Origin of the sequence: Hamadaea tsunoensis DSM 44101 (assembly GCF_000428945.1) — a bacterium.
GTDB lineage: Bacteria > Actinomycetota > Actinomycetes > Mycobacteriales > Micromonosporaceae > Hamadaea > Hamadaea tsunoensis.
In genome coordinates this window covers 249,455-262,506 of the sequence record NZ_AUAX01000014.1, presented here as the reverse complement: position 1 = coordinate 262,506, position 13,052 = coordinate 249,455, and the positions used below count along the sequence as shown (strand labels likewise).

The window sequence follows — 13,052 nt, the reverse complement described above, 5'->3', positions numbered from 1 at the left end:
CCTTCTTTCGCAGTATTCGCTGTTGCAGTTCACGAACGGGGCGGCTTCCGCCGTCTGAGCCGACGAACAGGACGGCTTTCGTCTCAGCCGACGAACAGGGCGGCTTTCGTCTCAGTTGACGAACAGGGCGCGGCGGGTGGCGTGGGTCTCGAACTCCTCCAGGCGGGTCTGCGTACCGGCCGGGTCGACGTCGGTGATGGCCTGCAACAACACCATCGTCAACACCATCGGGGCGGTATGCAGGTCGAACACCAGATCCGACCCGACACTCGCGGGCAGGACCAGCTCCGCCAGCTCGGCCGCGGGGCTCAGCTTGGAGTCGGTGATCAGCACCGTACGCAGACCCAGCTCCCGGGCCTCCCGCAAAGCGTCCAGCGCTTCGCGCGGATAGCGGGGGAGTACGACGGCCAACAGCGCGGTCGCCCCGGCCTGCCGGCACTGCCCGAGCCGGTCGACGAGCAGGCTGCCGCCCTCGGTCAGGGCCCGGACATCGGGGTGCACCTTGGCCGCGAAGTACCCGAAATAGCTCGCGATGGCCGCCGCGGCCCGCAAGCCCAGCACGGGCAGCGGCCGGGAGACCGCCAGCAACTGTGCCGCCGCGGTGATCGGGGCCGGGTCGAGCAGCTGGTCGGCCAGCCGGTTCAGGTTGGCGACCTCGCCCTTCACCGCCAGCTGGAGATCGTTCTCGGCGGCGGGCGCGGGCGTGCCCCCGGTGGTCAGGTCGCGCAGCCGCCGCCGCAGCGCCGGGAACCCGTCGTAACCGAGCGCCATCGCGAACCGGGTCACCGACGGCTGGCTCACCTGGGCCAGCTCGGCGATCTCCGACGCCGTCAGGTGCGCCGCGCGTACGCCCTGGTCGATCAGGCAACGCGCGATGCGCCGCTGCGTCGGGGTCAGGCGTACGCCGTGCACGAGATCCGTCACGGTGAGCGGCTGCTCTTCATTCACAGCGAGACTGTATGCATACTTTCATTCACCCAGCAACCCCCGTACCTTCTTTCGGCGATCTTGCGCGAATGTTCGGGCCTTTCGGGCGTATGCCGCGAACTTTGGGACATTCGCGCAAGATCGTCGGAAAGAGTGGGGGAGGGGATCCGGGGTTTGTGAGTTTTGCTCCGCTTTGGCGGCTTCTTTCCTAGTCTGGGGGCGAGAACCCACGCACGGGGAAAGGAAGCAAGGCGATGGCCAAGTTCGAGGTCTTCAGGGACGTACGCGGCGAGTACCGCTGGCGGCTGCGCTCGGCGAACGGGCAGATCTTCGCGATCGGCGGTGAGGGTTTCAAGGCGAAGTCGAGCGCGATGAGCGGCATCGAGGCGGTCAAACGCGACGCGGCGATGGCGGAGATCGTCGACAACAGCGACATGCCGGCGGGCAAGCCCGCGATGGCCGGTCAGGGAATGGAGCCGGGCCTCGCCAAGAAGAAGCTCATGCCGCCCCTCCCGCCACCCATGTAGCCCTCCTCCCGGCTCCCTCCTCCTCTTTTCGGCGATCTTGCGCGAATGTCCGGGCCTTTCGGGCATACGCCACGAATTTCGAGACATTCGCGCAAGATCGTCGGGCTTGGGGGCCAGGCGGTGGGGGGCGGGGAGGGACGGGGCGGAGGGGAGCCGGGGCGGAGGCGGGGAGCGGCCGGGCACGGGGGCGTAGGGTCGCGGCGTGGACTTCAGCATGGTCGGCACGCTCGCCGAGAAGATGGGCATCCAGCTGCAGGAGGCTTCGCCGCACCGCGTCGTCGCCACCATGCCGGTCGAGGGCAACGTCCAGCCGTTCGGCCTGCTGCACGGTGGAGCGTCCTGCGTACTGGCGGAGACGCTGGGGAGCATCGGCGCGACCCTGCACGCCCACGAGGTCGGACTCGCGTACGCGGTGGGGGTGGACATCAACGCCACCCATCACCGCGCGCTGCGGTCGGGAACGGTGACCGGGGTGGCCACGCCGTTGCGGCTGGGCCGGGCGGTCGCCACCTACGAGATCGTGCTGACCGACGAGGAGGGCGAGCGGGTCTGCACCGCCCGCCTCACCTGCATGCTCCGCTCAGCCGGCTGAGGCGACAGGTCTCGGCAGGTTGCGGCGACCAGTCTCAGCAGGCGTTGTCGCAGTAGCCCGTGATCGCGTGCGCCTTGCCGGACAGGCTGGACTTCACCTTCAGGATCACCGGGCCGCTGTCTGATGTGGACAGAGTCACCGTCACGATTCCGTCCGCCTCGGTGGTGCTCGTCGACGTGATCCCGTTGGGCGCGTTCTTCCCGCTGTAGTGCGAAGCTATCGACGACGACGAGTAGCGCGCCATCCGCTGCTTGTTGCCCTGCTGCCAGGCGTAGACGAACGCGTTGGCGTAGTCGGCCGCGTTGTTCGCGTACGTGGTGGGGTTGATGAGAGCCTCGGTCACCGCCGTCGGGTGGCCGAGTTGCGACTCGTTGAATCGCAGCTGAGCCTCGTCACCGTTGTTGTTGCGGTAGAGGCATCGAGGCGCACCGCCGTCCGTGTCGCACGAAATGTAGGTCCAGTGCGTGTCGAGGTTCTTCCAATCCTTCAACTGCAGAACCGCGCCCTGGACCGCCAGCTGCTCGACATGCGACGAGCTGCCCGACGCGTACGCGGAAAGAAGCGCCGAACCATAAGCCTTCGCTGTCGTCGGGAAGGTGAGGGTGCTCGGGCCCTTGGACGCGGCGGAGGAGGCCGCGGTCGAGGCCGAGGGCGCGACGGATGCCGCGGTGGAGGCGCTGGGCGACTCGCCCACGGTGGTGGTGACCGAGGGGCTCTGGCTGTCGGCGCTCTGCTTCGAGCAGGCCCCGGCGGCGAGCACGAGGCCGGCCACGGCCACGGTGGTCGCGAGCGTACGCAGGCGGGTCATGGCCGACATGATAGGTATTCGCCTTCGCGTGATGCCCGTGCCGGCCTGTCCGATTCCCGACCCGGCCTCGGCCTTTCCAGCACGCCCGGTGCCACGGCCGCAGTCGACGCTCCTCCGTCAACCGTGGTCGGCTACGTATTCTTGTCTCTCATGGTCACGGTTTCGCCGGTCGATGCCGCCCGCTGGGACGATCTGACATCCTTGTTCGGCGCGAATGGCGCGTACTCCGGATGCTGGTGCATGTGGTGGCGCGTCGCCGGCAGGCAGTTCTCGGCCATGGGCAACGCGGGCAACAAGGCGGCGCTGCGGGAACTCGCGGCCGCCGGCCGACCGCTGGGCCTGCTCGCGTACGCCGACAATGAGCCGGTCGGGTGGGCGAGCGTGGCGCCGCGAGACGATTTTCCGCGACTGCTCAGATCCAACACGCTGAAATTGAGCGAGGACTCCGGCGTCTGGTCGGTCCCGTGCTTCTACATCTCGCGCAAGCACCGCGGTTCCGGGGTGGCGACGGCGCTTCTCGCATCGGCGGTGGAGCACGCGTCCAGTTCCGGCGCCGAAGTCCTGGAGGGCTATCCGGTGGACCTGTCGTCGGGCCGGCAGCCGCCGGCGGCGGAGCTCTACACCGGCACGACAGGACTGTTCGAGTCCGCGGGATTCGCCGTCCACGCGCGACCGCAATCGGGCCGCCGGGTCGTCATGCGCCACTCCCTGCATTAGGAATCAGCACAACCTTTCCGTGGGCGCGACCGCTGCGGAGGTGCTCCACCGCCCGCACGGCCTCGGCCAGCGGATAGGCGGTGTCCACCGCGGGCACGAGCCGCCCGTCGGCCATGGCGTCCGCCAGCTCGGCGAGGTCCCGCGCATTCGTCCGCGACAGCAATCCCGTGAACCGCTGCCCTTTCCGGCTAGACCGAGCGGCCGCCACCATGTTCCGGCTCATGCCGCCGAAGAACGAGGTGCCGCCCTCGCCGCCGACGATGACCAATGTCCCATGTGGATGAAGTGCCCCGCGCAGTACGGACAGCGGCCGATTCCCCGCGATGTCCAGAATGAGGTCGTAGGTGCCGCCGCCGAGATCTTCACCTGGCGCGCTGCGCGTGTAGTCGACGACTTCGTCCGCGCCCAGTCCGCGTACGAATTCCACCTTCCCGGTGCTGCACACGCCGGTCACACGCATCCCGCGCGCCTTGGCCATCTGCACCGCGAAACTCCCCACTCCGCCGCCCGCCCCGATGACCAGCACCGTCGCCGCATCGGGCGCAGCCCGCAGCGCCTGCAGCGCGGTGACTCCGGAGATCGCCGACACGGCCGCCTGCGCGAAACCCACGTTCTCGGGGATCCTCGCCAGCCGCTTCGGCGCGGCCGTGCTGAACTCCGCGAAAGTCCCCTTGCCGGTGCCGAACACCCGGTCACCCGGCCGGAATTCCGTGACCTGGTCGCCGACTGCCGCGACGACGCCGGCGACCTCCATTCCGCGTACCGGTTGGTGCGGCTTGAACAGGCCGAACGCCAGCCGGCCCAGGTACGGCCGTCCGGCCATGACGTGCCAGACGCCCATGTCCACGCCGGCCGCGCGTACCTCAAGGAGAACCTCTCCCGGCCGCGGCACCGGTTTCGGAACGTCGGTCAACTCCAGAACGCGGGCCTCGCCATAGGTCCGCTGCGCGATCGCTTTCATGCCGGATCACCCTCCGCGGGATAGGAAAAGACATCATCGACGCGTACGCCGAAGATGTGTGCGATCTTGAAAGCCATCTCCAGCGAGGGGGAGTATTTCCCCTGCTCGATGGCGATAAGGGTCTGGCGGGTCACGCCGATCCGCTCGGCGAGCTCGGCCTGGGTCATCTCGCCGTGCTCGAAGCGCAGCGCGCGGATCGTGTTCGTGACCAGCGTGGGCTTCACCATGTCTGATAACCCCGCCGGTACGCGAAAATCTTCGCGACCGAGCCGAGCAGCGCGGACAATACGAAGCCGAGATAGATGACGTTGGCGATCCAGAACTGGTCCACACTCAGCATCGCCAGAACGAGTGCGACCACACCGCCGATGACGGTGAACGAGTGTCCGATGTACTCACTCAATCGGTGGATCTCGCGATCCCGCTGATCCTTCCGGTTGTCCCTCGGCGCCGCGATCCCCGCCGCGATCGTCAGCAGGATGTTCGCCACGATCGCCCCGCCCACGGTCCACAGCAGCGGCCCCTGGTACGCCACCTCGGTCAACGGTCCCGGCCGGCTGAGCACGACCGATGTGTAGATCGCGTACGCCGCGGCCGAGACGACCAGCATGATCCATGCCCGTTTCTCTTCCATAGCCATGTCTCGAATGTAAAGAACTCTGGACACTATGTCAAGAATTCCTTACATCATCAACCAAGTGAAGTGTGGTGTTGACTTTGCGAGTTGTCCACAGGGGACGTTTGTTCCATCGACTCTCGGCAACCCCTTCGTTACGCTGTGCGGGTCCATGGATCGGGGAGGTACGCATGGATACTCGTGGAATTCGTGTCGATCTCGGCGGCCTGCGAGCCTTCGCCGACGTCCTCGACGCGGACTCTGCCCAAGGCCTCCGGCCAGGCGTGACCAGAGCCGGTGGCGAACTACAGACCGGCGCCCGTTTCGGAGCCCGATCCCTGAGCGGAGAAGTCGTCGCCGGCTCGTACGCGCTGTCCTACGCGCTCGACCGAGCCCAGAACAACGCCCGCCAGATGGTGGAAGCCGCGGACATCCTCGTCGCCGCCGCCCGAGCAGTCCTCACCCGGTACGCCGCAGCCGACCAGCTGACGAGCCAGGACCTCGCGAAGATCCAGAAGACGCTGCAGGACGCGGCGACGGAGGCGCAGAAGGCGTACGGGCCGGAGGTCCATCTGAACCGGGGAGCGGAGATCTAAATGACCAGCCCATCCTCAAACACATCATCGCCCGCTGGCTCGGCTACGTCGTCGGTTTCGGCTGATGTGGCGGCTGGGAAGCTGCCGGCCAACATGCCACCGCAGCTGGAGATCTCGACATGGTGCACCAACTGGGACGCGTACGACGTCCCACGAATTTGGTCATCTATCAAAGGCGAAGATGATGAAGATTCCTGGAAGCAGGCAGCTGGGTTCGAGAATCTAAGTGAGTTGCTGGCAGACCACCACGATCGCCTTAGTATTCTCCGCGAAAGTCTCGTCCAAAGTTGGGATCCAGCGGTATCAAAGGCAGCGAAGTCGTTTCTGGACTACGTTGACAGGCTTATAGCCCAGATGCGTAGCGACGCCTATGCTCATGCGTCAACAGCTCGCGGATTACACGGAATCCTTGATGCGATTAAGACTGCCAAAACTGAAGTCGCAGTTTCGAAAGCGAAATGGGACGTGGTCACGACAGATCTTTTGCCTGAGTGGTGGGATCACGCTGCGATCAGACTGAATGAAAAGGCCCAAGCTTCTATGGCGGCGATGGATTCCTCTGTAAGCGATCATCGGAAGAAGATCATAGTAGCTACACCGTCTGATCTCTCGCATCGATACTCTGAGGTCGATGGCGATATCGATACCGGCACGGATGTAACTGGTGCAGATGGAAGTGGCGACGGACGGGCTCCGTCAGCGGCCGGCGATGCGCCGCCTCGCAGTATGCCTCGATGGAATCCGCCTCCCGCGGTGCCAGGACGGAATCCTGTGTCAATTCCGCCGGACTCACCACCTTTGAGCGGAGGTCTGACTCCAGTCGTGCCTGATATCGACGGACCACCTTCATCATTGCCAATTCCTCCGGGCAATCCATTCGTGCCAACTGGTGGCGCTTATGTGCTACCGAATTCGACGACAGGCCAACCGGGTACCTTGTATCCGATGCCGCTTCCATCAGCGATGAAGGACGAGGTAGCTGCGGCTAGAGCGCTCGCCGCGAGGGAGGCCTCGGGGCGAGGGGGCGGATATACGCCCATGCCAGTCGGGGGCGGTCTCGGACAGGCCTACCGTGGACAGGATGCACGGCACCCCAAACGTGAGGGTGACGTGCAATGGGCAACTCTTACAGGTGTGCCACCTGTAATTGGCGAGATTGACGCTGAAGAGCAGCGTGCAACTCAGGAAAGCGAACGCATTTCGTCCCTGAATGATGTGTTTGAAGAATGGTACTCTAGCCTGCTGACACCGTGGGACAAGGGCGAAAAGGCAAATTTGTCAGATGGCGAGGATCGAAAATGATTCGAGGAGGCCGATGGAGATGGTGCGCTGCCCTATTCGCATCGTCCCTTGTTGTACTGACTACGCCTAGCTGTGCGAGCGCTTCCGACGATGTTGCAACAGGCCAATGGTACGCCAGCTTTCTGAATCTTGACGCTGCGCAGCAGCTCGCAACTGGCGATGGTGAGCGGGTTGCGCTCATAGATACGGGCGTTGATTACACGCACCCTGCCCTGATGGGGTCTATCGACCCTGGCGCTAATTTCGCCGCGGAGAGAGATGATCATGGCCTTAGTGATTCGGACGGGCATGGTACATCTTTGGCCGGATTAATTGTCGGCCACGGTCGTATTCGTGGCGTTGCGCCTAGGGCCAGAGTGGTCAGCGTACCCAACGGCACTGTTTCGGGACTTCCGGGGCCTAACGTTACCGCCCAAGCGATTGAATGGGTTATCGCTCACGGCATAAAGATTGTCTGCATAGCATCTTCAGTATCGCCGGATCCAATCATGGAGCAGACAATTAGGCATGCGATGGGCGCAGACGTGGTGATCGTCGCAGCCGTGGGAAATGAGTCTGCTAAGGCTGGCGTTGTTTATCCTGCTTCGGCGCCAGGAGTTTTGGCTGTGGGCGGGACAGACCGTGGCGGAAAGCTATCTTCCATTTCGGCAACGGGTCCTGATGTCGGCATCGTCGCACCATCTGATCACATCTCAGTCGCGCGACCGCATAACGCTTACGCCGTGACGACTGGCACGTCGAACTCCTCTGCGATCGTTGCCGGCGCTGTCGCGCTCATCCGAGGCAAGTACCCCCGCCTCTCCGCCCAGCAGGTCATCTCCGCCCTTACCTCCACCGCGATCGACGAAGGCCAGCCCGGCCGTGACTTCGATTATGGCTTCGGCCGGATCGACATCGTCGCCGCGCTGAAGAAGGCCGGCACCATGCAGCCCCAAGCCTCCCCCCAGCCCTCGACCTCTGCCCCCACCTCCACGAGCGTCACCGTGACGGCTACCTCGCCCGACCCGAAGCCGGGCCTCTCCACACCACTCCTAGTCGTGATCATCGCCGCTGGCCTTCTCGCCGCAGCAGTGATCGTCGTCCTGGTCGTGGGACTGGCCCGTCGGCGGTGATCGCCTCAGCGCGCAGTTGCCCAACACCAGCCGACGATGCCCCACGTCCGAACAGCATCGGCGGCGCCAAGGCATTGACCAGATGCCCGATCACCGTCGGAGCCGATACGCACGCGTCGAAGTAGGTATGAGCCGAAGAAGCAGGGACGGGGCCAAAGCCGTCACGGAGTCAAGCCCATACGGCGTTGAGACCGCTGTAGGGAGTAGCAGAACCGGGGATCCGACCAACGCCCGGCATTCCCCACCGAACGAGATGGTCTGGGTGGTGCGGAAGGGGGGACTCGAACCCCCACGCCCGAAGGCACCGGTACCTAAAACCGGGGCGTCTGCCAATTCCGCCACTCCCGCGTCGCCCCAAGGCAGATGGTGGACCGGGGCAAGCGCAGTCTAGACGACGTCACCCCTTGCTCGCCGCCAGCAATTCGCGTAGGAGGTCGTTCAGTCGTTCCACGTCTGCCGGGTCCAGCCGTTCGAGTGCTGCTCGCTGGATGGCAAGTCCTGCGGCGACCGCGTCGTCGATGACCTTGCGGCCGGCCGGGGTGAGTTGTACGCGTAGCCCCCGCCGGTCGGTCGGGTCAGGTGACCGCTCCAGCAGCCCGGCCTTTTCGAGCTTGTCGAGTCGTCCGGTCATGCCGCCGGTGGTGAGCATCAGCGTCTCGGACAGCTGCTTGGGGGAGAGCGTGAACGGCTCGCCGGATCGGCGCAGGGTGGCGAGGACGTCGAACTCCCCGCGGCCGATACCGAAGGGCGCGTACGCCTTCTCCATCTGGTCGCCCATCGCGGCGGCGATCCGGTAGATCCGGCCGTAGACCGACATCGGGATGAGTTCTTCGAGGTCGGGGCGCTCGCGCTGCCATTGGCCCACGATCGCGTCGACGCCGTCAGCTCGCATGGAACACATTATGCACCAGAACCTCGCCACAAGGTAGCTTGACAGTAAGTAGCTTAGCGCTAAGCTATCTGGCATGCGAAGCCAGCGAACCTCCGTTCCGACGCGTCCTCCAGCGACGGGACACCCCACGCGGCCGGCCCCGGCGAAGGTGCCCGAGAACCAGGCCGTGGCCCCCATGAAAGCCGTACCGTCCACGAACGCCGTACCGCCCGCGAAGCAGGCACCCACCAGCAACGCGCCCACGAAACAGGCTCCCACCGGCAACACGCCCACGAAAACCGCGGCCACGAAGCAGGCGGCCACCGGCAGTATCAGCAAGCGGTCTGAGCGCGCCCTCGTCGCCGGTATGTTGATCGACTCTGTGGGCTCCGGCATGTACGTCCCGTTCAGCCTGATCTTCTTCCAGCACGTGACCCACCTTCCGCTGCCGGTGATCGGGGCCGTCCTGACGGTTGCCGGGCTGGTGGGCATGGCGGTGTTGCCGGTCGCTGGTCTGCTGATCGACCGGTGGGGCGCTCATCGGATGCGGCAGTACGTGTACCTGCTGCGGGCGGCCGGGTTCGTCGCGTACCCGCTGGGGGCGACGTTGCCGGTGTTCGCGGTGATCTCGACGGTCACGGTTGCCGGGGAGCGGGCGTTTCCGGCCATTCAGCAGGCGCTGATCGGCGAGATCGCGGAAGGTGCCCGGCGGGATCGGCTCATGGCGCTGACGCGGAGTGTCCGCAATGGAGGGTTGGGGGCGGGTGGGCTCATCGCGGCCGCCATCATCGGCTTCGCCGGGGACACCGGATTCGTGGTGGCGGCCTGGGCCAACGCCCTCAGCTTCCTGATCGCCGCCCTGCTCGCCGTCGGCCTGCCGAACGCCCGGCCGGCCGCGCGTGAAATCCAGCGGGAAGGTCGGAACAAGGTCCTCAGGGACAAGCCCTTCGCCGCTCTCACCGGCGCCAACTTCCTGATCGCCCTCGGCTACTCGGCACTCACTCTTCTCCTGCCGGCGTACGCGGTGAGCAGGCTGCACCTTCCGGCTTCCGTGGCAGGCCCGTTGTTCGCGGTGAACACGGCGCTCTGTGCCTTCGCGGGAGTCCCCGTCGGCCGGTGGGCCCGCCGATACGCCCGGCGTACGCGGGTGGCGGCGGTCGGGGCGCTGCTGTTCGCCGCCTCCTTCGTCGGGTACGCGATTCTGCCGCCCGGCCTGCCGCCGACGATGCTCATGATCGGCCTGGTCGTGCTGCTGGTGTTGTACACGGCCGGGGAACTGGTGCACAGCCCGAGTGCGGGTGCGCTGTCGGTGAGCGCTGCTCCGGAATCCGCGCGGGGGAGGTACCTGGCGACCTATCAGCTGTCCTGGTCGCTCGCGGCGTCGGTCGCGCCGTCCCTGTTCACGGTCTTGCTGGCGGCGGACGGGCGGCTGCCGTGGCTGGTGCTGGCGGTCGTGGTCAGCGGTGGGGCCGGGATGCTGGTCGCCACCGAGCGCCACCTGCCTGATCACGCGGTCTACACCGAACCACCGGTACGCATCGTCGACGTCCCGGCGCAGGACCGGCCTGTGAAGGACGGCCAAGGTCAGGAAATCAGGAACAGCAAGGAACTGGTGGCCGTCCGATGAAGCTGCTGACAACCGCGATCGCCCCGTTGGCCTGGGGATCCACCTATGTCGTCACCACGCAGCTGCTGCCCGCCGATCGGCCGCTGCTGGCCGGTACGCTGCGCGCGTTGCCTGCCGGACTGCTGCTGCTGATGTTCGTGCGGAAGCTCCCCCGTGGATGGTGGTGGGGGCGGGCGGCCGTTCTCGGACTGCTGAACATCGGGGCGTTCTTCCCGCTGCTCTTCCTGGCCGCGTACCGGTTGCCGGGCGGGGTGGCGGCGGTGCTCGGGTCGGTGCAGCCGCTGATCGTCCTCGGGCTGACCTTCGCGCTGACCGCGGCCAAGCCCCGTCTGGTCTCCGTGGCGGCCGGGGTCGTGGGCGTCGCGGGCGTCGCGCTCGTGGTACTCAAGCCGGGCGCCGGGCTCGATCCGCTCGGCGTGGCGGCCGGACTCGCGGGTGCGGCGGCGATGGCGACCGGAACAGTGCTCACGCAACGCTGGGGCCGGCCGCCGGGCGTCGGCGTACTGACCATGACCGCGTGGCAGCTCACCGCGGGCGGTCTGCTCATCGCTCCGGTCGCGCTCGCCGTCGAGGGGTTGCCGCCCGCGCTGTCCGGCACCAACGTTCTCGGGTACGCGTACCTCGCGACCGTCAACACGGCCGTCGCGTACTGGCTGTGGTTCCGGGGGCTCGCGCAGTTGCCGGCCGGGTCGGCGGTGTTCCTCGGACTGCTCAGCCCGCTGGCCGCCGTCGTGCTCGGCTGGGCGGTGCTGGGACAGGCGCTGAGCCCGGTGCAGGTGGCCGGGTTCGCCGTCGCCCTCGGTGCCACGGTGGCCGGGGCGACGGCGGGCGCCGGTCAGTCGATCTTCAGGTCGCGGCGCAGCTTGGCGACGTGACCGGTGGCCTTCACGTTGTAGAAGGCGTTCTCGATCTTGCCGTCCGTGCCGATGACGAAGGTCGACCGGATGACGCCCATGACCGTCTTGCCGTAGTTCTGCTTCTCCCCGAAGGCTCCGTACGCGGTCAGCACGCTCTTGTCCGGGTCCGACAGCAGCGGGAACGTGATCGCGTCCCGCTCGACGAACTTGGCCAGCTTCTCCGGCTTGTCGGGCGAGATCCCCACCACCGTGTAGCCGTGGGCGGTCAGCGACGCCAGGCTGTCCCGGAAGTCGCACGCCTGCGTGGTGCAGCCCGGAGTCATGGCGGCCGGGTACGCGTACAGGATGATCTTCTTGCCCTGCTCGAGGAGCGCGGACAGCGAGAGCGTCGATCCGGTGTCGGTCGTCAGCTCGAAGCCGGGCGCGGGGTCTCCGATGGCGAGTCGCATTCCTCCACCCTAACGGCCTGCGCCGGGACGGTGGCGGAGCGCCCTGAGTTGCGCAGCTTGATCGAGGCGGCGCCGCAGGCGCCCAGGCCGAGCGCGAGCATGAGGCCGACCGCGGTGCGGGCCTCGATGTCGGACCACGGCACCGGCGCGACCGACCGGAAGTAGACGGCGGCGTTGACCAGGCCGCCGAAGGTGGCGAGGCCGGCGCCGGCGAGGGCGACGGCGAACAGGGCCGACGGGCGGCGGCGCAGCGCGAGGACGACCGCGGCGACGGCGGCGAGGCCGGCGACGACGGGCCAGAGTTCGCTGCTGAAGACGCCGCTGACGATCTCCCAGAAGGTACGCGCGCCGGCGTCGAGCTCACGGGCGACGACGTACGCGAGGTCGGCGGCGGCCCCCGCCAGCAGCACGAGCCCGAGCACCCGTACGCCGACCGGGCGCAGCAGCCCGAGCGCGGCGACCGCGGCGGCGACGACGACGGTCAGCGCCCACCAGAGGACGGCGGAGGGCGGCGGGACGTAGTCGAGGGTTCCGTGGATCGCCATGGCGGACAGGTCGTCGGCGAGGCGCAGCGGCACAGCCCAGTCGGAGATGTGGTGCGGCTGCTTCGGGGCGGCGGCGACGGCGTCCGGCGGCTGGGTGCTGGCCCAGCGGGCACGCTTGTCGTGCCAGCGGGCGACCGGCGAGTCGGAGATCTTCTGCCACTGCGGCGGCACCGTCGGGTCGGCGGTGGCCGGGACCGGCAGGCCGCCCTGCAGGTTGACGTTCTCGTAGGTCGCCGGCGAATTGGTGTTCTGGTAGACGCCGTCAGGGCGGACGTCGAGGTAGGGCTCCCCGGCGTAGCCGAGCACCTCGACCACCCGGCCCGACCGGTTCTCCAGCTCCAGGCGGGCACCGGCCTCGATCGCGCGTACGCTCACCCCGGCCAGCGGCGGCGTGATGCCGGTGATCGCCGTCCGGTAGTTCGTCGCGTCGGGGGCGTCCGCGGCGTGCGCGCCGGCGGGGGCGGCGAGCGCGCCGACCAGCACGGCCGTGAGGGCGGCCGTGCCGGCCAGGCGTCGGGCGACCCGGAGGAGGGGGCTCATCGTCG

General features: G+C 67.1%; 16 protein-coding genes and 1 tRNA gene. 8 read left to right on the top strand and 9 right to left on the bottom strand.

The features are described from left to right. Positions 1–111: 111 nt before the first annotated feature. Positions 112–948, bottom strand: a complete 837-nt coding sequence (locus G401_RS0120555) for a MurR/RpiR family transcriptional regulator (protein ID WP_027343978.1) — start codon at positions 946–948, stop codon at positions 112–114. A 233-nt stretch (positions 949–1,181) separates the two neighbouring features. Here G401_RS0120555 and G401_RS47150 point away from each other — a divergent pair, with 233 nt between their 5' ends. Together G401_RS47150 and G401_RS0120545 are read left to right on the top strand one after the other, a co-directional pair. Then, positions 1,182–1,454, top strand: a complete 273-nt coding sequence (locus G401_RS47150) for a YegP family protein (protein ID WP_034592365.1) — start codon at positions 1,182–1,184, stop codon at positions 1,452–1,454. 202 nt (positions 1,455–1,656) lie between these two features. Continuing rightward, entirely contained in the window at positions 1,657–2,046 is a 390-nt protein-coding gene (locus tag G401_RS0120545; protein ID WP_027343977.1) for a hotdog fold thioesterase, read from the top strand. A 34-nt stretch (positions 2,047–2,080) separates the two neighbouring features. Here the strand turns inward: G401_RS0120545 and G401_RS0120540 are convergent, their stop codons facing one another. Beyond that, positions 2,081–2,854, bottom strand: coding sequence for a hypothetical protein (locus G401_RS0120540; RefSeq protein ID WP_157545983.1), 774 nt, complete (start codon positions 2,852–2,854; stop codon positions 2,081–2,083). 150 nt (positions 2,855–3,004) lie between these two features. Here G401_RS0120540 and G401_RS0120535 point away from each other — a divergent pair, with 150 nt between their 5' ends. Then, positions 3,005–3,571: a GNAT family N-acetyltransferase gene (locus tag G401_RS0120535; protein WP_034592363.1), complete on the top strand. Its 567-nt coding sequence runs from the start codon at positions 3,005–3,007 to the stop codon at positions 3,569–3,571. On the opposite strand, the gene G401_RS0120530 is transcribed toward G401_RS0120535, so the two are convergent. Genes G401_RS0120530 through G401_RS0120520 form a run of 3 tightly spaced genes read right to left on the bottom strand, consistent with a single transcriptional unit; the run spans position 3,549 to position 5,172 of the window. Then, entirely contained in the window at positions 3,549–4,532 is a 984-nt protein-coding gene (locus G401_RS0120530; RefSeq protein ID WP_027343974.1) for an NAD(P)-dependent alcohol dehydrogenase, read from the bottom strand. The two genes, G401_RS0120535 and G401_RS0120530, sit on opposite strands and share 23 nt — an antisense overlap. Next, entirely contained in the window at positions 4,529–4,759 is a 231-nt protein-coding gene (locus G401_RS0120525; RefSeq protein WP_027343973.1) for a helix-turn-helix transcriptional regulator, read from the bottom strand. The genes G401_RS0120530 and G401_RS0120525 overlap by 4 nt, the downstream gene beginning before the upstream one ends. Then, complete coding sequence (locus tag G401_RS0120520) at positions 4,753–5,172, bottom strand: hypothetical protein (protein WP_027343972.1); 420 nt, start codon at positions 5,170–5,172, stop codon at positions 4,753–4,755. The genes G401_RS0120525 and G401_RS0120520 overlap by 7 nt, the downstream gene beginning before the upstream one ends. A gap of 167 nt (positions 5,173–5,339) precedes the next feature. Here G401_RS0120520 and G401_RS0120515 point away from each other — a divergent pair, with 167 nt between their 5' ends. The 3 genes from G401_RS0120515 to G401_RS54885 are packed head-to-tail and all read left to right on the top strand — an operon-like array spanning position 5,340 to position 8,158. After that, on the top strand, positions 5,340–5,744 hold the full coding sequence (locus G401_RS0120515; protein ID WP_157545980.1) for a hypothetical protein: 405 nt from the start codon (positions 5,340–5,342) through the stop codon (positions 5,742–5,744). Next, entirely contained in the window at positions 5,745–7,046 is a 1,302-nt protein-coding gene (locus tag G401_RS55995; protein WP_157545977.1) for a hypothetical protein, read from the top strand. Then, entirely contained in the window at positions 7,043–8,158 is a 1,116-nt protein-coding gene (locus G401_RS54885) for a S8 family peptidase (protein WP_084557412.1), read from the top strand. Before G401_RS55995 ends, G401_RS54885 begins: the two co-directional genes overlap by 4 nt. Positions 8,159–8,421: 263 nt before the next feature. On the opposite strand, the gene G401_RS0120500 is transcribed toward G401_RS54885, so the two are convergent. Together G401_RS0120500 and G401_RS0120495 are read right to left on the bottom strand one after the other, a co-directional pair. Continuing rightward, positions 8,422–8,506: transfer RNA gene (locus G401_RS0120500), tRNA-Leu, on the bottom strand. A gap of 49 nt (positions 8,507–8,555) precedes the next feature. Next, entirely contained in the window at positions 8,556–9,050 is a 495-nt protein-coding gene (locus tag G401_RS0120495) for a MarR family winged helix-turn-helix transcriptional regulator (protein WP_211240789.1), read from the bottom strand. Between the two features lie 175 nt (positions 9,051–9,225). Between G401_RS0120495 and G401_RS47140 the strand changes: the two genes are divergently transcribed. Further along, the gene (locus tag G401_RS47140) at positions 9,226–10,656 is read left to right on the top strand and encodes an MFS transporter (RefSeq protein ID WP_084557428.1); all 1,431 of its coding nucleotides are present in this window, start codon (positions 9,226–9,228) and stop codon (positions 10,654–10,656) included. Continuing rightward, the gene (locus G401_RS0120485) at positions 10,653–11,531 is read left to right on the top strand and encodes an EamA family transporter (RefSeq protein ID WP_027343969.1); all 879 of its coding nucleotides are present in this window, start codon (positions 10,653–10,655) and stop codon (positions 11,529–11,531) included. Before G401_RS47140 ends, G401_RS0120485 begins: the two co-directional genes overlap by 4 nt. Here G401_RS0120485 and bcp read toward each other — a convergent pair. Then, a complete protein-coding gene (bcp, locus tag G401_RS0120480; protein WP_027343968.1) occupies positions 11,492–11,962 on the bottom strand; it encodes a thioredoxin-dependent thiol peroxidase in 471 nt (156 codons plus the stop codon). The two genes, G401_RS0120485 and bcp, sit on opposite strands and share 40 nt — an antisense overlap. After that, on the bottom strand, positions 11,920–13,047 hold the full coding sequence (locus tag G401_RS47135) for a hypothetical protein (RefSeq protein ID WP_051366912.1): 1,128 nt from the start codon (positions 13,045–13,047) through the stop codon (positions 11,920–11,922). Before G401_RS47135 ends, bcp begins: the two co-directional genes overlap by 43 nt. Between the last annotated feature and the right edge of the window lie 5 nt (positions 13,048–13,052).